The organism is Stenotrophomonas sp. C-A (assembly GCF_054030835.1).
Window position 1 is genome coordinate 788,255 of the sequence record NZ_CM132916.1, and the last position, 18,848, is coordinate 807,102.

General features: G+C 67.6%; 19 protein-coding genes. 11 read left to right on the plus strand and 8 right to left on the minus strand.

Translation table 11 applies throughout. The features are described 5' to 3' along the window. Positions 1-81: 81 nt before the first annotated feature. Complete coding sequence (locus tag ACW5IY_RS03555; RefSeq protein ID WP_049436454.1) at positions 82-501, minus strand: hypothetical protein; 420 nt, start codon at positions 499-501, stop codon at positions 82-84. 122 nt (positions 502-623) lie between these two features. Between ACW5IY_RS03555 and sufT the strand changes: the two genes are divergently transcribed. From sufT to ACW5IY_RS03585, 6 genes are all read left to right on the plus strand, one after another. Then, positions 624-1,175 carry a putative Fe-S cluster assembly protein SufT gene (gene sufT, locus ACW5IY_RS03560; protein ID WP_005415385.1) on the plus strand — a complete coding sequence of 184 codons (552 nt, stop codon included), beginning with the start codon at positions 624-626 and terminating at the stop codon, positions 1,173-1,175. A gap of 59 nt (positions 1,176-1,234) precedes the next feature. Further along, positions 1,235-2,329, plus strand: coding sequence for a branched-chain amino acid aminotransferase (locus ACW5IY_RS03565; protein ID WP_010481775.1), 1,095 nt, complete (start codon positions 1,235-1,237; stop codon positions 2,327-2,329). Between the two features lie 174 nt (positions 2,330-2,503). Beyond that, positions 2,504-3,160, plus strand: coding sequence for a hypothetical protein (locus tag ACW5IY_RS03570; protein WP_049436453.1), 657 nt, complete (start codon positions 2,504-2,506; stop codon positions 3,158-3,160). Continuing rightward, a complete protein-coding gene (locus tag ACW5IY_RS03575) occupies positions 3,157-3,492 on the plus strand; it encodes a transcriptional regulator (protein WP_010481771.1) in 336 nt (111 codons plus the stop codon). Before ACW5IY_RS03570 ends, ACW5IY_RS03575 begins: the two co-directional genes overlap by 4 nt. 1 nt (position 3,493) lies before the next feature. Next, on the plus strand, positions 3,494-4,516 hold the full coding sequence (locus ACW5IY_RS03580; protein ID WP_049486746.1) for a M23 family metallopeptidase: 1,023 nt from the start codon (positions 3,494-3,496) through the stop codon (positions 4,514-4,516). Positions 4,517-4,881: 365 nt separating this feature from the next. Then, on the plus strand, positions 4,882-6,621 hold the full coding sequence (locus ACW5IY_RS03585; RefSeq protein WP_049435188.1) for a S8 family peptidase: 1,740 nt from the start codon (positions 4,882-4,884) through the stop codon (positions 6,619-6,621). Between the two features lie 120 nt (positions 6,622-6,741). Here ACW5IY_RS03585 and ACW5IY_RS03590 read toward each other — a convergent pair whose 3' ends face one another. From ACW5IY_RS03590 to wrbA, 3 genes are all read right to left on the minus strand, one after another. Next, positions 6,742-7,227, minus strand: a complete 486-nt coding sequence (locus tag ACW5IY_RS03590) for an asparaginase domain-containing protein (RefSeq protein WP_040009892.1) — start codon at positions 7,225-7,227, stop codon at positions 6,742-6,744. 79 nt (positions 7,228-7,306) lie between these two features. After that, positions 7,307-7,642: a DUF2069 domain-containing protein gene (locus tag ACW5IY_RS03595; protein ID WP_049435186.1), complete on the minus strand. Its 336-nt coding sequence runs from the start codon at positions 7,640-7,642 to the stop codon at positions 7,307-7,309. Next, positions 7,639-8,232: an NAD(P)H:quinone oxidoreductase gene (gene wrbA / locus ACW5IY_RS03600; RefSeq protein WP_012510135.1), complete on the minus strand. Its 594-nt coding sequence runs from the start codon at positions 8,230-8,232 to the stop codon at positions 7,639-7,641. Before wrbA ends, ACW5IY_RS03595 begins: the two co-directional genes overlap by 4 nt. A 77-nt stretch (positions 8,233-8,309) precedes the next feature. Here wrbA and ACW5IY_RS03605 point away from each other — a divergent pair, with 77 nt between their 5' ends. After that, positions 8,310-9,584 (plus strand): YihY family inner membrane protein, encoded by a 1,275-nt coding sequence (locus ACW5IY_RS03605; protein ID WP_032130426.1) that lies wholly within the window; start codon positions 8,310-8,312, stop codon positions 9,582-9,584. Next, positions 9,581-10,150, plus strand: a complete 570-nt coding sequence (locus ACW5IY_RS03610) for a TlpA disulfide reductase family protein (RefSeq protein ID WP_049486744.1) — start codon at positions 9,581-9,583, stop codon at positions 10,148-10,150. The genes ACW5IY_RS03605 and ACW5IY_RS03610 overlap by 4 nt, the downstream gene beginning before the upstream one ends. Before the next feature lie 532 nt (positions 10,151-10,682). Here the strand turns inward: ACW5IY_RS03610 and ppk2 are convergent. From ppk2 to hemA, 4 genes are read right to left on the minus strand one after another with little or no spacing between them, the layout of a single operon-like run. Beyond that, on the minus strand, positions 10,683-11,465 hold the full coding sequence (ppk2, locus tag ACW5IY_RS03615) for a polyphosphate kinase 2 (protein WP_019338137.1): 783 nt from the start codon (positions 11,463-11,465) through the stop codon (positions 10,683-10,685). Between the two features lie 46 nt (positions 11,466-11,511). Next, the gene (locus tag ACW5IY_RS03620; protein ID WP_049435112.1) at positions 11,512-13,218 is read right to left on the minus strand and encodes an O-linked N-acetylglucosamine transferase family protein; all 1,707 of its coding nucleotides are present in this window, start codon (positions 13,216-13,218) and stop codon (positions 11,512-11,514) included. Positions 13,219-13,223: 5 nt separating this feature from the next. Continuing rightward, a complete protein-coding gene (prfA, locus tag ACW5IY_RS03625) occupies positions 13,224-14,306 on the minus strand; it encodes a peptide chain release factor 1 (protein ID WP_010481754.1) in 1,083 nt (360 codons plus the stop codon). Then, positions 14,284-15,567, minus strand: a complete 1,284-nt coding sequence (gene hemA / locus ACW5IY_RS03630; protein WP_010481752.1) for a glutamyl-tRNA reductase — start codon at positions 15,565-15,567, stop codon at positions 14,284-14,286. Before hemA ends, prfA begins: the two co-directional genes overlap by 23 nt. A 63-nt stretch (positions 15,568-15,630) precedes the next feature. Here hemA and ACW5IY_RS03635 point away from each other — a divergent pair, with 63 nt between their 5' ends. Genes ACW5IY_RS03635 through ispE form a run of 3 tightly spaced genes read left to right on the plus strand, consistent with a single transcriptional unit; the run spans position 15,631 to position 18,838 of the window. Continuing rightward, on the plus strand, positions 15,631-17,316 hold the full coding sequence (locus tag ACW5IY_RS03635) for a tetratricopeptide repeat protein (RefSeq protein WP_192840448.1): 1,686 nt from the start codon (positions 15,631-15,633) through the stop codon (positions 17,314-17,316). After that, positions 17,313-17,972, plus strand: a complete 660-nt coding sequence (lolB, locus tag ACW5IY_RS03640; protein ID WP_049435113.1) for a lipoprotein insertase outer membrane protein LolB — start codon at positions 17,313-17,315, stop codon at positions 17,970-17,972. Before ACW5IY_RS03635 ends, lolB begins: the two co-directional genes overlap by 4 nt. Further along, positions 17,969-18,838 carry a 4-(cytidine 5'-diphospho)-2-C-methyl-D-erythritol kinase gene (gene ispE, locus ACW5IY_RS03645; RefSeq protein ID WP_049435114.1) on the plus strand — a complete coding sequence of 290 codons (870 nt, stop codon included), beginning with the start codon at positions 17,969-17,971 and terminating at the stop codon, positions 18,836-18,838. The genes lolB and ispE overlap by 4 nt, the downstream gene beginning before the upstream one ends. Positions 18,839-18,848: the final 10 nt, after the last annotated feature.

An 18,848-nucleotide genomic window follows, 5' to 3' on the forward strand; every position in this document is an offset into this window, starting at 1 on the left:
TAGGTGCGGACCTTGGTCCGCACGCTTCTGCCGGCCAGCGGCCGGCACTACCGCCATCCACGCGTGGCGTGAGTCTCGCGGTCAGCGCGCCAGCCAGGCGCCCACGGCCACGCCCAGGGCCAGCCACAGCCACTCGATCGCGCCATTGGCGAGGGTGATCAGGGTCCAGGCCAGGTGCGGGCCCATCCGCATCGTGGCGTCCCACAGATCCAGCCCGATCGAGCCGCCCATCCAGGCGCTGGCGATGGCCCAGTTGGCCACGGCGGCCACCAGCAGGGTGCCCAGCACGACCAGCGCGATGCGCAACCGGCCCGGGCCCAGCGTACCCATGCGCAGCATGAACACCAGTTCCAGGGCGGTCAGTACCGCCATCCAGCCGACCTGCCGGCCGGTCATCAGCGCCAGCACCATCCAGGCAAGGGGAGCAACAACCAGACCCAGCAACAGCATGAGGGGCCAGAGCCAGGTCACGGTCCTGGCACGCGCGGCATTGGAGGACATCGAAGCTCCCTGAAGATTACCCACAGGATACTGTGGTTTGCCGCAGTGCACCGGCGGCCGCAGGGCGGCTGGGCTAGAATGCCGTCTTGCGTGGCCCCGGCCACGGCCCCATATCGGTCCCCATGTATTCCCGTAGCAGCGAACCTGTCCACTTCGAACGCGATTGCGAGGCCGTGATGGTCCCGCAGGGCGACACCGTGACCCTGCCTGCCGGCAGCTATGGGTACATCACCCAGGCACTGGGCGGCAGTTATTCGGTGTTTGTCGAGGGCAACCTGTTCCGCATCGCCGGCAAGGACGGCGACGCCATCGGCAAGGAGGCGCCGGCGCCGCTGGAACTGCCCGCCGATGCCACCGATGAACAGGTGGAACAGCTGGTATGGCAGCAGCTGCGCACCTGCTTCGACCCGGAAATTCCGGTGAACATCGTCGAACTGGGCCTGGTCTACGAAGTCGAGATCAAGCACCTGGACGAAGGCAAGCGGGAGATCGACGTGAAGATGACCCTGACCGCACCGGGCTGCGGCATGGGCGAGATCCTGGTCGACGACGTGCGCAGCAAGCTCGAAATGATCCCGACGGTGGCCGAGGCCGACGTCGACCTGGTGTTCGACCCGCCGTGGAACCAGCACATGATGTCCGAGGCGGCCCGGCTCGAGACCGGCATGCTTTGACCCACGGCCCGCAGTGACGCGGGCCCGGCATTACCCGCAACCAGAACAGGAAATCTCCGGTGTCCCAGTCCATTCCCAGCTTCGCCGTCACCCGTTCGGACCACCCGCGCAGCGCTGAGGAGCGCGCCCAGATCCTGGAGAAGCCGGGCTTCGGCCTGCACTTCACCGACCACATGGTGGAAGTGCGCTGGGACAAGGACACCGGCTGGCACAACGCCAATGTGCGCGCCTACGGCCCGCTGCAGCTGGACCCGGCTGCAGCCGTGCTGCATTACGGCCAGGAAATCTTCGAAGGCATCAAGGCCTACCGCCATGCCGACGGTTCGATCTGGACCTTCCGCCCGGATGCCAACGGCCGTCGACTGCAGCGTTCGGCACAGCGCCTGGCGCTGCCGGAACTGCCGGTGGAGATCTTCGTCGAATCGCTGAAGCAGCTGATCGCCGTCGACAGCGCCTGGGTGCCGTCGGCCGATGAGTCGAGCCTGTACTTCCGTCCGTTCATGATCGGCGACGAAGCCTTCCTCGGCGTGCGTGGCGCACACAAGGCCGGCTACTACGTCATCGCCAGCCCAGCTGGCCCGTACTTCGCCAAGGGCGTCGCCCCGGTGTCGATCTGGCTGTCCACCGAATACGCGCGTGCAGCCAAGGGCGGCACCGGCGCCGCCAAGTGCGGTGGCAACTACGCCGCCTCGCTGCTGCCGCAGCAGAAGGCGCAGGCACAGGGCTGCTCGCAGGTGCTGTTCCTCGACCCGGTGGAAGGCAAGTACCTGGAAGAACTGGGCGGCATGAACGTGTTCCTGGTCTACAAGGACGGCACGCTGGTCACCCCGCAGCTCTCGGGCAGCATCCTTGAGGGCATTACCCGGGAGAGCATCCTGCAGCTGGCCCGCGACCGCGGCATGAAGGTCGAAGAGCGCAAGGTCAGCATCGACGAGTGGAAGGACGGCGTTGCCTCCGGCGAGATCGCCGAAGTGTTCGCCTGCGGCACCGCGGCGGTGGTCACCCCGATCGGCCAGCTGAAGGGCGAGGGCTTCTCGGTGGGGGACATCAACGCCCCGGCCGGCGAAGTGACCATGTCGCTACGCAAGGAACTGACCGACATCCAATACGGCCGCCTGCCGGACCGCCACAACTGGCTGGTCAAGCTGGGCTGATCACCCACGCCGAACCGTAGCGTCGAGCCATGCTCGACTGCGCCTCTGGAAAGCCCGTCCCAGTGACGGGCTTTCTGCGTTGTGGGCCCGCCCGCCAGACCGCAGCAGGCGATTGCTTGACGCAAATAGGTTTGCAGTGCAAACTAAATTCAAGCGACCCCGATGGAGCGTGTCATGCAGCAGCCGTCCGTCATTGATCCTTCCTCGCGCCTGCAGGCGCTGACCCGTGAATACTCGCGGTATTCGCGAAGTGCCGGGGGCCTGTCGGCGATGGCAGGCGGCATCGCCTGCCTGGCCTCGTTTCTTGCCGGCGCTCTGTTGCCGACCACCCTGGCGCTGCGCATCGTGCTGATTGCCGTGCCGGTGCTGTGGATCGTCGGCAAGCAATGGCTGGCACGCCGCTACTACCAGCGGCTGGGCCAGGTCGAAGAGCAGGTCACGCCGGTCGAACGCAATTTCCAGCGCTTCTTCATCACCTTCACCGCGCTGGTAAGCGTGCTGGTGATCGGCAGCGTGCTGACCCGGCTGGTACCGATGGGCGAACGCGCCTGGGACCTGCGCGCCATTGGCTACCTGGTCGTGGTGGCCCTGTTGCCCTGGGTGGTGTGGCGCTGGCTGCGTACGCCGCTGGAGTTCATCGTGGGCGTGTTCCTGCTGTGCCAGGCCGCGCTGGCCTTCACCGGGCAGGCGTACGGCTTCGGCCCGAGCACCGCGGTGTTCCCCTTGGCATCCATCGCACTGATCGTGGTCGGCTGGCGTGACCACCAGCGCTTCCAGCGGCTGCAGGTGGAGATGCGCGCGTTCATGGCGGCGCGGACGAACGTCGAATGACCCAGCTGCCTGATTCCAGAGCGCTGCTCCAGCTCGACCGCTTGATCCACGAGCCGGCGCGCCTGCTGATCCTGTCGATCCTGGCAGGTGCCGAATCCGCCGAGTTCGGATTTGTCGAGCATCTCAGCGGGTTGAGCAAGGGCAACCTCTCCAGCCATCTGAGCAAGCTTGAAGCGGCAGGTCTGGTCGCCATCGACAAGTCGTTCCGCGGCAAGCGCCCACTGACCACTTTGCAGTTGACGCCGAGGGGCCGCACTGCCCTGGCCGAGTACCGCACGCAGCTGGCGGCAATCGTTGCCGGCCTTCCCGATCCGGATCGAAAGGACCCCTGACATGACATTGCTTCCGCGCCTGTTTGCAGTTCTGGTTGTTTCCTTCTCTGCTCTCACCAGTGCGGCTGAGGCCACAGATCCGCGCCAACAAGGTGCCATGCTGACCGCGCAGTTCTACGAAGGGCACGTCGACGCACTGTGGGAACGGATGACGCCCCAGATGCAGGCGGGGCTGCAGTCCCCGCAGAGCCTGGTGGCGCTGCGCGAGCAGGTGCTGGCGGGCTGGGGCGCAGAAACCGAGCTGGTCAGTGAGAAGGTCGAGAAGGTTGATGGATTCGACACCTATCTGCGACAGGCGCGCTTCGCCAGGAGCCCGGCCATCATCCAGGTGCTGTGGGCCATCGATGCCGAAGGGCGGATCGGCGGCTTCTACATCCGCCCGCTACAGACCGCACCGCCGCAGGCAGCGGCGAGCGGGTTCCTCGACTACCAGACCCGCACACGGCTGCAACTGCCGTTCGACGATGAGTACTTTGTGTTCTGGGGCGGGCGTACTGTCGAACAGAACTACCATGCGGCCCATGCCGGCCAGCGCTTCGCGCTGGATCTGCTGGTGCTCCGCGACGGCCGCTCGCACCGTGGCGATGGGCTGCGCAACGATGACTACTACTGCTTCGGTCGCCCGATCCTCGCGCCAGCCGATGGCACGGTGGTGGAAGTGATCGAGGGTGTGGCCGACAACGTGCCGGGCCAGATGAATGCCGCCCAGCTCACCGGTAACCGCGTCATCCTCGACCACGGCAATGAGGAGTACTCGGTGCTGGCGCACCTGCGCCAGGGCAGTGTGCGCGTTGCGCAGGGACAGGTTGTCCGCAGCGGCGCGCACCTCGGTGACTGTGGCAACAGCGGCAACTCCTCCGAGCCGCACCTGCACTACCAGCTGCAGGCCGGGCCCGTGTTCGGTGTCGGCGAAGCGTTGCCGGCACAGTTCTCCGGTTACGTGGCCGATGGCCAGCCGATTGCACGCGGCGAGCCGGTCAAAGGGCAGCGCATCCGGCCGGCGCGCGTTCCGCAGGCAAAGTAGTCAGCGCGTCCGACGCGGCGGGCAGGCGCTCCGCGGTCGTTGGTGACAGCAGTGGACGCCGATGTCGGCAAAGTCATTGCAGGACATGTGATGACCCAGTCAGGTGCGTGCAGGGCACGAGAAAGTTCCTTCACCTTCACAAACCCTCGACCCGGGAAGTCTCAGAACGAACATTTCATCTTGCTGAAAAGACGCTGAAAATCTTGTGGTGTCCGGTTTTGGTCATTAGCGTCATCTGCACGGCGGATCGGAAGGGGGATCCGCTGGCTCGCCGGACTTCGAACCTCGCCAATGCAAGCCAGCCCAGGGTTCGGGCCGGTGCTTCTGCCGATTCCGGCATTCACACCACAAGAAAGGGAAATACGATGTCCCAGGTAACGCAACCGCGTGTGCGTCGAGTGTGGGTGGTCCTTGGTGCGTCCGTTCTGTCATCGCTGCTGCTGGCCACGCCTGCGCTGGCCGGTGATGTCCAGCTCAGCGGCCTGCAGTCCGCGCCGACCCACCAGCGCTTCATCGTGAAGTACCGCGACGGCAGCGCGCCGGTGGCCAACACCACCGCACTGGCCTCTTCACTGAAAAGTGCCGCCGCCGGCCTGGCCAGCAGCCAGGGCCGCGCGCTGGGCCTGCAGCAGGTCCGCAAGCTGGCCGTCGGCCCGACCCTGGTCAAGACCGATCGTCCGCTCGACCAGGCCGAATCCGAGCAGCTGATGCGCAAGCTGGCCGCCGACCCGAACGTGGAATACGTTGAAGTCGACCAGATCATGCGTGCCACGCTGACCCCGAACGACACCCGCTTCAGCGAGCAATGGGGCTTTGGCACCTCCAATGCCGGCATCAACATCCGGCCGGCCTGGGACAAGGCCACCGGCACCGGTGTGGTCGTGGCGGTGATCGACACCGGCATCACCAACCATGCCGACCTCAATGCCAACATCCTGCCGGGCTACGACTTCATCAGCGATGCGGCGATGGCGCGCGACGGCAACGGCCGCGACAACAACCCGAACGATGAGGGCGACTGGTACGGCGACAACGAGTGCCAGGCGGGCTACCCGGGTTCGAACTCCAGCTGGCACGGTACCCACGTCGCCGGTACGGTGGCGGCGGTGACCAACAACAGCACCGGCGTGGCAGGTACCGCATTCAACGCCAAGGTCGTGCCGGTACGCGTACTCGGCAAGTGCGGCGGTTACACCTCTGACATCGCCGACGCGATTGTGTGGGCCTCCGGCGGCAGCGTCAGTGGCGTGCCGGCCAATGCCAATCCGGCCGAGGTCATCAACCTCTCGCTGGGCGGCGGTGGCAGCTGCTCGACCACCTACCAGAACGCGATCAATGGCGCTGTCGGCCGTGGTACCACCGTGGTGGTCGCCGCCGGCAACAGCAACACCAACGTGTCCTCGTCGGTGCCGGCCAACTGCCCGAACGTGATCGCAGTGGCGGCCACCACCTCGGCCGGTGCGCGTGCCAGCTTCTCCAACTATGGCAACGGCATCGATATCTCGGCACCGGGCCAGGGCATCCTGTCCACCCTCAACAGCGGCACCACCACCCCGGGCAGTGCCAGCTACGCTTCGTACAACGGCACCTCGATGGCGGCACCGCACGTGGCCGGCGTGGTCGCGCTGATGCAATCCGTAGCCCCGAGCCCGCTGAGCCCGGCGCAGGTGGAGAGCATCATCAAGAGCACCGCACGCCCGCTGCCGGGCGCCTGCTCGGGTGGCTGCGGCGCCGGCATCATCGACGCCGACGCGGCGGTCGCTGCAGCGATCAACGGTGGCGGCCCGAACCCGGGTGGCAACGTGCTGCAGAACAACGTGCCGGTGACCGGCCTGGGCGCCGCCACCGGTGCCGAGCTGAACTACACCGTTGCGGTTCCGGCCGGCAGCAGCCAGCTGCGCGTGGCGATCAGTGGCGGCAGCGGTGATGCCGACCTGTACGTGCGCCAGGGCAGTGCCCCGACCGATACCACCTACACCTGCCGTCCGTACCTGAGCGGCAACAGCGAGACCTGCACCATCAACAGCCCGGCCGCCGGCACCTGGTATGTGCGGGTGAAGGCGTACAGCACCTTCTCGGGCCTGACCCTCAGCGCCCAGTACTGAGCCCAAGTCCCTCTCCATGGGCACGCCCCGGCTTAGGCCGGGGCGTTTTTGCATGGGGCCGCGCGGTGGTGCGTGCCGCCGCGTCGTGGTGGGTGCCGACCTTGGTCGGCACGCCGTTCCTCAAACCGATTCGAAGCGGTTCGCCGCTACGTTCTTGCGCACGTGCTGCGGATCGAAGATCCGCCCGTTCATGGCGATGTACACGCCGGTCGGCAGCGACTGCACCGCACCGATCGCACAGCCGATGTTGAACTCCGCATCCGAACCGCGGAAACGCGCCGGGCTCAGCGCGCCGGTCATCACGATGGTCTTGTCCGGGATCGTCGCCAGCACCTTGCCGGTCTGCACCATCGAATCGGTGCCATGGGTCACCAGCACGTGCCGGGTCGGCTGCGCGGCGATGGTGGCGCGGATCAGTTCGCGGTCTTCATCGTTGATGTGCAGCGAATCCTTGCGCAGGATCGGAATCACGTTGAAGCGGAACGTCACGCCCAGCTCGCGCAGGATCATGCCGATCTGGGGGTCGCCGATCTGGTAGTCCGACTTGTCGTCGAAGTAGATCTTGTCGATCGTGCCACCGGTGGTGACGACCAGGAGCTCTTCCATCATGTGCATGCGCGAAACCAGGACAGGTACAGCGGCGCGGGGCCAGGAACACAGATGATACGGCCCGGCGGGCGCAGCGTCAGCGTCGCTTGCCGAAGCGGGCGCGCAGCCCGGGCAGGCTGGCGCTGAAGATCACCAGCAGCGCCAGCGCGATCTCGATCAATGCCAGCCAGCGCGTTTCCGGATGGCTCCAGGCGCTCATCACGCCATGGCTGAACCAGCCCAGCGCCAGCACCGAGGCCCAGAAGCCGGCCTTGCGCCAGCCCAGGCGCAGCGCACAGGCCAGCGCCAGCGGCGGCGCGGTGAACACCAGCTGGGTCGCCAGCCAGTGCTTGTCATTGATGAACCAGCCGGCGAACAGCGCGGCCAGCCCCATCAGGGCCAGCAGCAGGACCGTGCGCGGCGCGCGGTTCATCGGGCCAACCGCTGCGCGATGTCGGCCACCCGGCGGCCCAGCGCACGCGCCAGCACCGCCTCGTCGTCGGTCGGCTGCGGGTCGTCGGCGGCACCGGCGACGTGGCTGGCGCCATAGGGCGTGCCGCCACTGGTGGTGTGGCTCAGCGCCGGCTCGGTGAACGGGATGCCGACGATCACGCAGCCATGGTGCAGCAGTGGCACCTGCATCGACAGCAGGGTCGATTCCTGCCCGCCATGCATCGAGGCGGTGGAGGTGAACACGCCGGCCGGCTTGCCGGAGAGGGTGCCGTTGACCCATTCGGCGCCCAGCCCGTCGAGGAAGTGCTTCACCGGGGCCGCCATGTTGCCGAAGCGGGTGGGGCTGCCGAGCAGCAGGCCCTGGCATTCGACCAGGTCCTGCACGCTCACGTAGGGGGCGCCATCGTCGGGTACCGGCGGCTGCGCGGTCTGGGTCACCGCAGCCACCGGCGGCACCGTGCGCAGGCGCGCGGTCATGCCCGGCACTTCGCCGATGCCCCGCGCGATCTGGCGCGCCAGCCGTGCCACCGAACCGCCCCGGCTGTAGTACAGCACCAGAATCTCGCCCATCGTGCCCGCTTCTCCTCGTCGTGTAGCCATCAGTATGGCTATCCTGCCAGCATTCCGCATCGGGTACCCTTCCACCGATGGAACCTTTGGATACGCTCAACCTGTGGATGGAGCGCGCGCGGGATCGCGCACGGGCCATCAGTTTCGGCCGCTTCCTGTGGCATCGCTTCCTCGACGACCGCCTGTTCCAGGCAGCGGCGGCGCTGGCGTACACCACGGTGTTCGCGCTGGTGCCGCTGGCCATCGTGGTGTTCGGCGTGCTCTCGGCCTTCCCCGTCTTCGACCGCTGGAGCGACCAGCTCAGCGATTACGTCTTCTCCAACTTCGTGCCCAACGCCGCGCGTGCGGCGGAGGGCTACCTGCGGCAGTTCTCGGCCAGTGCCGGCCAGCTCACCGCCGCCGGCTTCATCGCGCTGGTGGTATCACTGCTGATCACCCTCAACAGCGTTGAAGAAACCTTCAACCAGATCTGGCGGGTCGGTTCGACCCGGCCCAAGCTGACCCGCTTCCTGGTCTACTGGACCGTGCTGACCCTGGGCGCGATGCTCGCTGCCGCTTCGCTGGCGGTGTCGGCGCGGGTGTTCGCGATGCCACTGTTCGGGACCCAGGAAGGTCGCTGGCTGGCCGAGTTCGCACTGCGGCTGGCGCCGATCCTGATCGAGTTCGTCTGCATCACGCTGATGTTCCGGGTGGTGCCGCACCACACCGTGAAATGGCGGCACGCGGTACCCGGCGCGATTCTCGCGGCGGTCATCCTGGAACTGGTGAAGTGGGGCATTGGCGCCTATCTGGGCAGTTTCCAGTCCTACCAGAAGCTCTACGGCACCGTCGCCTTCGTGCCGATCCTGCTGCTGTGGATCTACCTGTGCTGGGTGGCGGTGCTGCTGGGCGCGTCGCTGTCCTCGTCGATGGCCGCCTTCCGCTACCAGCCGGTGGAACTGCGCCTGCCGCAGGGCTACGAGTTCTATGGCCTGCTGCGCCTGCTCGGCCGCTTCCACCATGCACGTGCCAAGGGCAAGGGCCTGGCCGACGATGAAATCCTGCGTCTGGAGCCGATGCTGACCGATTCGCTGCTGCAGGACCTGGCCTGCAACCTGCAGGAAATCGGCCTGTTGCGCCGCGATGAACGCGGCGAATGGCTGCTCTCGCGCGACCTGGACCAGGTGAGCCTGGCCGATCTGTACGAATGCACCCAGCTGCGCATCCCGGTAGCCGAGCAGCATCTGCCATACCGCGACGACACACTGGGCCGTGCTGCGCTGGCGGCACTGGACGATCTGCGGCTGCCCCTGCGCGAACGCCTCAAGCGCAAGGTCAGCGATATCTACACCGATTCCGGAGACATGCCATGACCCGCAAGACCCCGTTGCTGCTCCCGCTGGCCCTGCTGCTGGCGCTGTCGGCCTGCAAGCCGGCCCAGGAGCCGACCCCCGCCAGCAGCCAGCCACCGGCACAGGCACCGACGCCGACCTCACCGGCGCCGGTCGAAGAGACCCCGGCCGAACGCATCACCGCCGAGTTCCCGACGCTGAAGATGAAGGCAGTGGATGGCAGCGACTACGACCTGGCTGCGCATCGTGGCAAGTGGGTGGTGGTGAATTTCTGGGCGACCTGGTGTGCACCGTGCCGCAAGGAAATGCCGGAGCTTTCGGCGCTGCATGCGATGCGCAGCAACATCGAAGTGGTCGGCCTGGCCTATGAAGACATCGAGTTGCCGGAGATGCAGTCGTTCCTGACCAAGCATCCGGTGACCTATCCGATCGTGATCGTGGACCCGTTCGATCCGCCGGCGGATTTCGCCACGCCGCGCGGTCTGCCGTTGACGCATCTCATCGATCCGCAAGGCAAGCTGGCGCACAGCTTCCTCGGCCCGGTGACGGCCGCCGACATCGAAAAGCAGATCGCTGCTGCCAAGTAGGTTGGGTATCGGCAGGGCTGCGCCCTGCACCCGCCGAAACATTCAAGCAACGGCAACAGCAACAGCCAAAGTGCGATTTCCGTGTTGTGGCGGGGCGGTGTCGGAGTGCGGGGACGCCGCAAGTACGTCCATGTAGGCTTGGCAGCCGCATCCATGCGGCTGACACCCCGCACTCCGACACCGCCCCGCCTCTGACAGATTTCTGCGGCTGTTGGTGGGTGTCGACCTTGGCCGACACGTGGATCCACGCCATGCGTGGATGCTCTTCGTTCAATTGTTGAAGTATTCGATTTCAATGGAGATTCATCCACGCATGGCGTGGATCTACCTCCGTCACCGGAAATCTGTCGGGGATGGGGCGGTGTGGGTTGGCAGGACCGTTGGCGCCATGGATGGCGCCATCGAGCCCCCATGGATGGGTTTACGGCGTGTCCTGCCAACCCACACCACCCCAGCCAACAAGCAAAACTCCCAGAGCCGGCTGTTGCCGTTGCCTCTGCAGGTGCAGGGCCGCAGGCCCTGCCGACCCACCCTATTCCTCGACCGGGAAATCCTCGATCGGCTTCAGCACATCGTAGTGCTCGCGATGCAGCTTGCCCTTCAGCTTCGGCAGCTCCGGCAAAGGCGCGTCCACGCGGGTATCCGGCAGCCGGTCCAGCAGGTTGCGCACCAGGGTCAGCCGGCCCAGCCGCTGGTCGTTGAAATCCACCAGCGTCCACGGCGCCGCCTCACGATGCGTCGCGCGCAGCATTGCCTCGCGGGCCTCGGTGTAAGCGCTGTACTTGCTGCGTGATTTAAGGTCCACCGGAGAGAGCTTCCAGCCCTTCAGCGGATCGAGGTGGCGCTCGGCGAAGCGCTTTTCCTGCTGCTCCTGGTCCACGCACAGCCAGTACTTGAACAGCAGGATGCCGTCGTCCACCAGCAGCTGTTCGAACACCGGCGCCTGATGCAGGAACTGCTGGTACTCGGTTTCGCTGCAATAGCCCATCACCCGCTCGACGCCTGCGCGGTTGTACCAGCTGCGGTCCATCAGCACGATCTCGCCGGCGGCGGGCAAGTGCGAGGCGTAGCGCTGGAAGTACCACTGCGTGGCTTCGCGGTCGGTGGGCTTGGGCAGCGCCACCACCCGGCATTGGCGCGGGTTGAGGTGCTGGCTGATGGCCTGGATCGCGCCGCCTTTGCCTGCGGTATCACGTCCCTCGAACAGCACCAGCAGGCGTTGCCCGCTGTGCTGCACCCAGCGCGCCATCGCGGTCAGTTCCAGCTGCAAAGGCAGCAGCAGTTCGTCGTAGTCCTTGCGCTTGAGCTTGGCCATCGTCACACCACGCGGGGAGGAAGCCCGAGCGTAGCGCAGGGATCGCTCAGGTGATGTCGAGGCCCTGCCAGCCCTGTTCGCCCGCCAGATGCTGCAGCAGCGCCGAAAGGTCGTGGGCAAATCCGGCCATGTCGAACAGGCCGCTGTCTTCGCGTGCCCGTGCCAGTTCAGCGCGCAACGCCGCCAGTGCTGCCGGATCGTTGCCCAGCGCGCTGGCGGTGGCGATGAACCCGGCATCGTCGGCGACATTCATCCGTGCCAGCCCCAGGTGGTGGTTGAGGCTGCCGGCCACGCGCGCGGCGAAGGTGTCGCCGGGGCAGGTCAGCACCGGGCAGCCGGCCCACAGTGCATCGGAGGCGGTGGTGTGGGCGTTGTACGGATGCGTGTCCAGGAACAGGTCGGCCAGCTGATAACGGGCCAAGTACTGAGGATGCGGCAGCTTGGCCATGAACACCAGGCGCGCCTGGTCCAGGCCTGCGGTCTGTGCGGCGGCACGCAGGCGCGCATCGGCCTGGCCGGGCCCGGACAGCAGCCACAGCACGCTGCCTGGCACCGCCTGCAGCACTGCGAAGGCACGGCCCATGCTGCGCGGGTTGAGCTTGTAGCTGTTGTTGAAGCAGCAGAACACCACGCCGTGTTCGGGCAGGCCGCACTCGGCGCGGGATGGTGCTGGCGCCAGGATGCGGGTGTTGTCCGAGGGCTGGAAGGCACGTGGCAGGTGCAGGACGCGTTCGCTGAACTGCGATTCCAGCGATGCCGGCAGCACGAAGTCGTCGGCGACCACGGCATCCATCCAATGCGCGCCTGATGTGCCGGGATAGGCCAGCCAGTTCAACTGCAGCGGGGCAGGGCGCATCGCCAGCACTTCCGGCGTGCCGCCGCCGCCCCAGCCGCGCAGGTCGAACAACAGGTCAATGCCCTGTGCGCGGATGCGCGCGGCAGTGTCTGCATGGCGCAGCCCGGCCACATCATGCAGCGGTGTGGCTGCCTGCAGGCGCTGGCGGATGCGGCTGCCATCATCGTGGTTCAACGCGAACAGATGCAGCTGCAACGCCGGGTCATGACGCAACTGCTCGAACAGGGCCACGGTCAGCAGCCCGGTGGGATGGGCGCCAAAACCATTGGAAAGGAAACCGACGCGCAAGGGGCCGTGCCCGCGCACCTTCACGGCAGGAAGGGGACGCACCCCCGAAGCAACCACTGCGGCGCGTGCACGCGCGCAGGCCAGCTGTTCGGCCGCGCTGGCATCCTCGCTGAGGAACGCGAATGGTTCGACCACGCCTTGCCCGGCGGCCAGGGCGCCACGCACCTGTGTGGCCAGCGCATCCACGTCCTGCCAGTCGCACAGGCGACGCTGCCAGGCCAGGCGCTGCGCGGCGATATAGGGTTCGTCCGGCATCAGCGCATGTGCACGGCGATAGGCCGCCGCCGCGCCTTCGGCATCATCGGCATCTTCCAGCGCATGGCCCAGCCACAACGCGATGCCGGGGTGCTGTGGGGCCAGCGCCGAGGCCTGGCCGAGCAGCTTCGCCGCGTCGGCATGCGCGCCGGCCATCCAGGCCACGCGACCCAACCGTGCCAGTGCTTCAGGGTGATTCGGGCGCAGCTGCAGCGCGCGCCGCGCCGCCTGCTCGCCGGCGGCAATGTCGCCGGCTTCCAGTTCCAGGTCGGCCAGCATCACCCAGGCGACGAAATCGCCGGGCTGGCGTGCAATCGCCTGTTGCAGGTGCTGTCGCTGCTGCCAGGCCGTCATCGTGCTCAGCCCGCCGACAGCTGGGCCAGGGCGTCGACCTGGTGCTCGTGGCTGAGCCGCTGCAGCAGCGGATCGAGGTCGCCGGCCAGTACGTTGGGCAGGTCGTACAGGGTCAGGCCTTCCACGCGGTGGTCGGTGATCCGGCCCTGCGGGAAGTTGTAGGTGCGGATGCGCTGGCTGCGGTCGCCGCTGCCGACCTGCAGGCGCCGCGATTCGGCCTGCGCCGCGTCCTGGCGCTGGCGCTCGGCGTCCAGCAGCTGTGCTTTCAGGCGCTTCATCGCCTTGTCGCGGTTGGCGTGCTGGCTGCGCTCGGTCTGGCATTCCACCACCACGCCGGTTGGCACATGGGTGATGCGGATGGCCGATTCGGTCTTGTTCACGTGCTGGCCACCGGCGCCGGACGAGCGGAACGTATCCACCTTCAGGTCGGCCGGGTTGATGACGATGTCATCGACCTCATCGGCCTCGGGAATGATCGCTACGGTGGCCGCCGAGGTGTGGATGCGGCCCTGCGATTCGGTGGCCGGCACGCGCTGCACGCGATGCGTACCCGATTCGAACTTCAGGCGCGAGAACGCGCCACGGCCGACCACGCGCGCCACCACTTCCTTGTAGCCGCCGTGCTCGCCCGGACTGTCCGATTCGATCTCGACCTTCCAGCCCTGGCGCTCGGCATAGCGGGCATACATGCGGAACAGGTCGCCGGCGAAGATCGCTGCTTCGTCGCCGCCGGTACCCGCGCGCACTTCCAGGAACAGGTTGCCTTCGTCACGCGGGTCGCGCGGCACCAGCAGCAGCGCCAGCTCCTGCTCCAGTTCCTGCAGGCGCGCCTGCGCAGCAGCGATTTCCTCATCGGCCAGCTCGCGCAGGTCGGGGTCGGCGCGCATGCCTTCGGCGGCTGCCAGATCGGCCTTGGCACGGGCTTCATCAGCCAGGGCGATGGCGATCGGTTCAAGTTGGGCGAATTCGCGCGAAAGGTCGCGGAAACGAGTGTTGTCGGCGACCACATCGGGTTCGGCGAGCAGGCGTTCCAGTTCTTCGCGGCGCTCGGCCAGCGCTTCCAGCTTACGGCGCAGGGTCGGCGTCATCGGGTCTCACGGGTGGGTGGCGGTAACCCGGCGTGGCCGGGAACAGGCGCTCGGCGGCGCGGGTCAGGTCGGCATCGCCACTCAGCGCGGCCGCACGCAGGGCGGCGGTCGGCGGATGCAGCAGGCGGTTGGTCAGGCCGTGGGCAAGCAGTTCCAGCACTTCATCGGCCGGCTTGCCGTTGGCCAGTTGCTGGCGTGCGCGCTCCAGCAGCTCGGCACGGGTGGCTTCGCCGAACGCGCGCAGCTGCCGCAGCGGCGCCTGGTGGGCGCTGGCCTGCTGGGTCTCGACGAAGCGCGACACCTGCAGGTCGATGATCGCCTCGGCTTCGGCGGCGGCCTCGCGGCGGCCACGGCGGTTGTCTTCCACCGCGCGCTCGAGATCGTCCACGGTGTAGAGGAAGGCGTCGTTGAGCGTGCCGACCTCTGCCTCGATGTCGCGCGGTACGGCCAGGTCGAACAGCAGCATCGGCTTGTGCCGGCGTGCGCGCAGGGCCTTGGCCACCATCTCGCGATGGATCACCGGTTCGCGCGCAGCGGTGGCCGAGAACACCACGTCGGCCTCGCCCAGGTGGCGGTCCAGTTCGGTCAGCGGCAGGGCCACGCCGCCATGGCGGCTGGCAAGTTCCTGCGCGTGGGCGAGGGTGCGGTTGGCGATCAGCAGCCGGCGTACCTTGCCTTCGCTCAGGTGCCGTGCAGCCAGTTCGATGGTCTCGCCGGCACCGACCAGCAGCACGGTGGAATCGTCCAGCCTGGCGAACGCGTTCTGCGCCAGGCGCACCGCAGCCGACGCCACCGATACCGGGTTGGCGCCGACCTGGGTATCGGTGCGCGCACGCTTGGCCACCGAGAAGGTCTGCTGGAACAGGCGGTCCAGGCGCTGGCCGAGCAGGCCGTGGTCGCGCGCGGTCGACCAGGCATCCTTCACCTGGCCGAGGATCTGCGGCTCACCCAGCACCATCGAGTCCAGGCCGGTGGCGACCCGGAACAGGTGGCGCACGGCCTCGGCATCGGCGTGCTGGTACAGGTAGCCCTGCAGGTCGCCGGCCTGGGTGTGCAGCCACTGGTCCAGCGCCTGTGCCGAATCGGCCACGGCATACAGCTCGGTGCGGTTGCAGGTGGACAGCAGCACCGCCTCGGCGATCTGCGGAGTATCGCGCAGCGAACCGAGCGCGCGCGGCAACGCCTCACCGGCGAAGGCCGCGCGCTCGCGCAGCTCCACCGGTGCGGTCTGGTGATTCAGTCCGAGCACCCACAGGGTCATTGTTCAGTTGCTTGCGATAAGCTGCTGGCCATTGGACGACATTTTAAGGCCCCGATGCCGACGATGCCCGCATTGATTCGCATCCCCAGTGTTCTGCTGCTGTCCCTGGCCTGCAGCCAGGCCCTGGCGGCGGTGCCGGCCAAGGCCCCTGCAAGGGCCCCGGCCACTGAGGAACTGGCGCTGGAACCGGTGATGGCCGGTGAGTTCGCCCTGCAGGCCGGCAAGCTGGCCGAGGCCGCGCGCTGGTACCTGCAGGCGGCCCAGCAGACCGACGGCGACGCCGGCCTGGCCGAGCGTGCGACCCGCATTTCCATGCTCGCCAACGATGATGCCAGCGCCGCCAAGGGCCTGGCCCTGTGGCAACAGCGGGCCCCGCGCTCATTGACCATGCGCAGTGCGGCCGGTGCGCTGGCCATGCGTCAGGGCGATGTGAAGGCTGCCCGCACCGAACTGCAGGGCCTGCTGGCCGACTCCGACGAGCGCGGCTGGAAGTTTGCCCTGGCCGCCCTGATCGGTGGCGGCCGCGATCCGGCGGTGCCCGCGCAGGTGCTGGGTGAGCTGGTCGACGCCAACGCCATTCCACCGAAGATCGAAGCCTGGCAGGAGTTCGGTCGCCTTGCCCTGCGCATGGACAAGCCCGACCTGGCGCGGCGCATGATCGATGAAGTGGTCAAGCGCTTCCCTGAAGAACCGCGTGTGGCGTTGCTGCGTGCCAGCCAGCTGCAGCAGGCGGGCGAGACCGGCAAGGCGTTGTCGCTGCTGCACGACGTGGAGCCGAAAACCCGCCAGGACCCAGAACTGCGCAATGCCGTGGCCATCGCCTATGACAGCCTCGGCCAGCCCGCCGCCGCCGAGCGCGTGCTGGCGTTCGGCCCGCAGGACGTGCAGACCTGGGGCATGCGCGCTTCGCTGCTGGCCAAGCAGGGCGACAAGGCCGCGCTGTCCAACCTCTACAATGAACTGTCGCGGCAGGCGGCCAAGCCGGACCCGGCGCAGCGCCTGCTGCTGGGCAAGATCGCCGAATACCTCAAGCGTTACCCCGAGGCGGTGCAGTGGTATCACAGCGTGCCCGGTGGCGATGAGCTGAGCGAAGCGCGCCTGCGCGCGGCCAACGCCCAGGCCCTGGCCGGGCGCCTGCCGCTGGCACTGGATGAGGTGCACGCGATCCAGTCCGATGCGGTGGTTGACGACGACGTGCGCCGCGACGCCTACCTGCTGGAAGCGGAACTGCGCCAGCGCGCCGACGACAGCGCCGGTGAACTGGATGCGCTGGCCCGCGGCCTGGCCGCTTACCCGGATGACAACGGCCTGCTGTACGCCCGTGCGCTCACCTGGGAACGCCGCGACGACATCCCGCGCGCCGAGGCCGATCTGCGCAAGATCCTGGTGACCGATCCGGAGAACGTGCCGGCTTTGAACGCGCTGGGTTACACCCTGGCCGATCGCACCGGCCGCCTGCAGGAAGCACTGGAGCTGATCGACCGCGCCCGCGTGGCTGAGCCGGACAACGCCGCCATCGTCGACAGCTATGGCTGGGTGCTGTATCGCCTGGGCCGCAAGGAAGAGGCGCTGGTGCAGCTGCGCCGGGCCTGGACCCTGGCCAAGGACCCGGAGATCGCCGCCCATGTCGGCGAAGTGCTGTGGGTGCTGGGCAAGCATGACGAAGCCCGCCACTTCTTTGAAGAAGCGGCCAAGCTCGATCCTGAAAACCGCGCGCTGCTGCGCGCCCGCGAGAAATTCAATCCATGAGTGTTTCCCTGATCCGGCCGCTGCTGTTGGCGGCCGTGACCCTGGCGGTGACCGCCTGTACCAGCGTGGGCACGCAGAAGACCCCGGCGCCGGCGGTGGTCGAGGTTGTTTCGGCCGAAGCGGCGCAGGCGGAGGCGGCGCGCGTGGCCGCGCTGCAGGCGCAGTCGGACTGGGCCTTCCAGGGCCGGGTCGCGGTCAGCAAGGGCAAGGATGGCGGCAGCGGTCGCATCGACTGGAAGCAGGAAGGGCGCCGCTATGTGGTCGAGCTGAGCGCGCCGGTGACCCGGCAGAGCTGGAAGCTGACCGGCGATACCCATTCCGAAGCCGGTCGCCTTGAGGGACTGGCCGGCGGGCCGCGTGACGGCGAGGACGCCCAGCTGCTGCTGCTGGAGGCGACCGGCTGGGACATCCCGGTCAACCAGCTGCCGCAGTGGATCCGTGGCCTGGTGGCCGGCGATGCTGCCGGTCCGGAGAAGGTCGAGCGCGACGGTGAAGGCCGGCCGCGTCGCATGCAGCAGATGGGCTGGCAGGTGCAGTACCTGGACTGGTACCCGGCCGAGGCCGGGCGCCCGGCGTTGCCGCGCCGGATCGAGGCCAGCAATGGTGACGCCAAGGTGCGCCTGCTGGTGGACCAGTGGGGGCAGGGCGCCCCATGAGCGCCGGGTACGATGACGCGGGCTGGTCCTGGTGGCCGGCCCCGGCCAAGCTGAACCTGTTCCTGCACATCACCGGCCGCCGCGCCGACGGCTACCACGAGCTGCAGACCGTGTTCCGCCTGCTGGACTGGGGCGACCGCATTGGTCTGCGCCTGCGTGAAGACGGGCAGGTGCGTCGTGAGGGCGAGGGGCTGGCCGGCGTTGCCGAGGCGGATGATCTGGCGGTACGCGCCGCGCGGCTTCTGAAAGACGCGGCCAATATCGCGCAAGGCGCCGACATCATCGTCGAAAAGCACGTTTCTGCCGGCGGTGGCTTTGGCGGCGGTTCCTCCGATGCCGCCACCGTGCTGGTGGTGCTGAACCGGCTCTGGCGGGCAGGTCTGGACGAGGATGCGCTGGCCGCGCTGGGCCTGCGCCTGGGCGCGGACGTGCCGGTGTTCGTGCGCGGCCGCAATGCCTGGGCCGAAGGCGTGGGCGAGCGCCTGCAGCCGATCACCCTGGCCCCGGCCTGGTACGTGGTGGTCGAACCGGGCGTTCATGTTCCCACCCCGGCCCTGTTCGCAGACCCGGATTTGACGCGCGACAGCCCAGTGGCGAAAATAGAGGACTTCGCTTCCGGGACCCTGGTCGGGAACGCGTTCGAACCGGTGCTGCGCCGCCGTGAGCCTGCCGTCGAGGCAGCGTTCGCCGCGTTGAGCGACATCGGCACGGCGCGGCTGACCGGTTCGGGAAGTGGTTGTTTCGTCGAGTTCGCATCGCAGTCTGCCGCAGAGCAGGGACGGTCGAAGTTGCCGAAGGAGTTGCGGGCAAGGGTGGCAGCGGGCGTTGCGCGTTCGCCACTGCTGGATGCACTCGAGCAACACTGATTTATCACTG

Bases quoted from the DNA above. Each gene is read 5' to 3' on its own strand.
- ACW5IY_RS03580 (WP_049486746.1), top strand. From the start codon at position 3,494: ATGACATTGCTTCCGCGCCTGTTTGCAGTTCTGGTTGTTTCCTTCTCT.
- ACW5IY_RS03635 (WP_192840448.1), top strand. From the start codon at position 15,631: ATGCCCGCATTGATTCGCATCCCCAGTGTTCTGCTGCTGTCCCTGGCC.
- ACW5IY_RS03570 (WP_049436453.1), top strand. From the start codon at position 2,504: ATGCAGCAGCCGTCCGTCATTGATCCTTCCTCGCGCCTGCAGGCGCTG.
- ACW5IY_RS03610 (WP_049486744.1), top strand. From the start codon at position 9,581: ATGACCCGCAAGACCCCGTTGCTGCTCCCGCTGGCCCTGCTGCTGGCG.
- ACW5IY_RS03605 (WP_032130426.1), top strand. From the start codon at position 8,310: ATGGAACCTTTGGATACGCTCAACCTGTGGATGGAGCGCGCGCGGGAT.
- wrbA (WP_012510135.1), bottom strand. From the start codon at position 8,232: ATGGGCGAGATTCTGGTGCTGTACTACAGCCGGGGCGGTTCGGTGGCA.
- ispE (WP_049435114.1), top strand. From the start codon at position 17,969: ATGAGCGCCGGGTACGATGACGCGGGCTGGTCCTGGTGGCCGGCCCCG.
- ACW5IY_RS03620 (WP_049435112.1), bottom strand. From the start codon at position 13,218: ATGACGGCCTGGCAGCAGCGACAGCACCTGCAACAGGCGATTGCACGC.
- sufT (WP_005415385.1), top strand. From the start codon at position 624: ATGTATTCCCGTAGCAGCGAACCTGTCCACTTCGAACGCGATTGCGAG.
- prfA (WP_010481754.1), bottom strand. From the start codon at position 14,306: ATGACGCCGACCCTGCGCCGTAAGCTGGAAGCGCTGGCCGAGCGCCGC.
- ACW5IY_RS03555 (WP_049436454.1), bottom strand. From the start codon at position 501: ATGTCCTCCAATGCCGCGCGTGCCAGGACCGTGACCTGGCTCTGGCCC.
- lolB (WP_049435113.1), top strand. From the start codon at position 17,313: ATGAGTGTTTCCCTGATCCGGCCGCTGCTGTTGGCGGCCGTGACCCTG.
- ACW5IY_RS03575 (WP_010481771.1), top strand. From the start codon at position 3,157: ATGACCCAGCTGCCTGATTCCAGAGCGCTGCTCCAGCTCGACCGCTTG.
- ACW5IY_RS03585 (WP_049435188.1), top strand. From the start codon at position 4,882: ATGTCCCAGGTAACGCAACCGCGTGTGCGTCGAGTGTGGGTGGTCCTT.
- ppk2 (WP_019338137.1), bottom strand. From the start codon at position 11,465: ATGGCCAAGCTCAAGCGCAAGGACTACGACGAACTGCTGCTGCCTTTG.
- ACW5IY_RS03595 (WP_049435186.1), bottom strand. From the start codon at position 7,642: ATGAACCGCGCGCCGCGCACGGTCCTGCTGCTGGCCCTGATGGGGCTG.
- ACW5IY_RS03590 (WP_040009892.1), bottom strand. From the start codon at position 7,227: ATGGAAGAGCTCCTGGTCGTCACCACCGGTGGCACGATCGACAAGATC.
- hemA (WP_010481752.1), bottom strand. From the start codon at position 15,567: ATGACCCTGTGGGTGCTCGGACTGAATCACCAGACCGCACCGGTGGAG.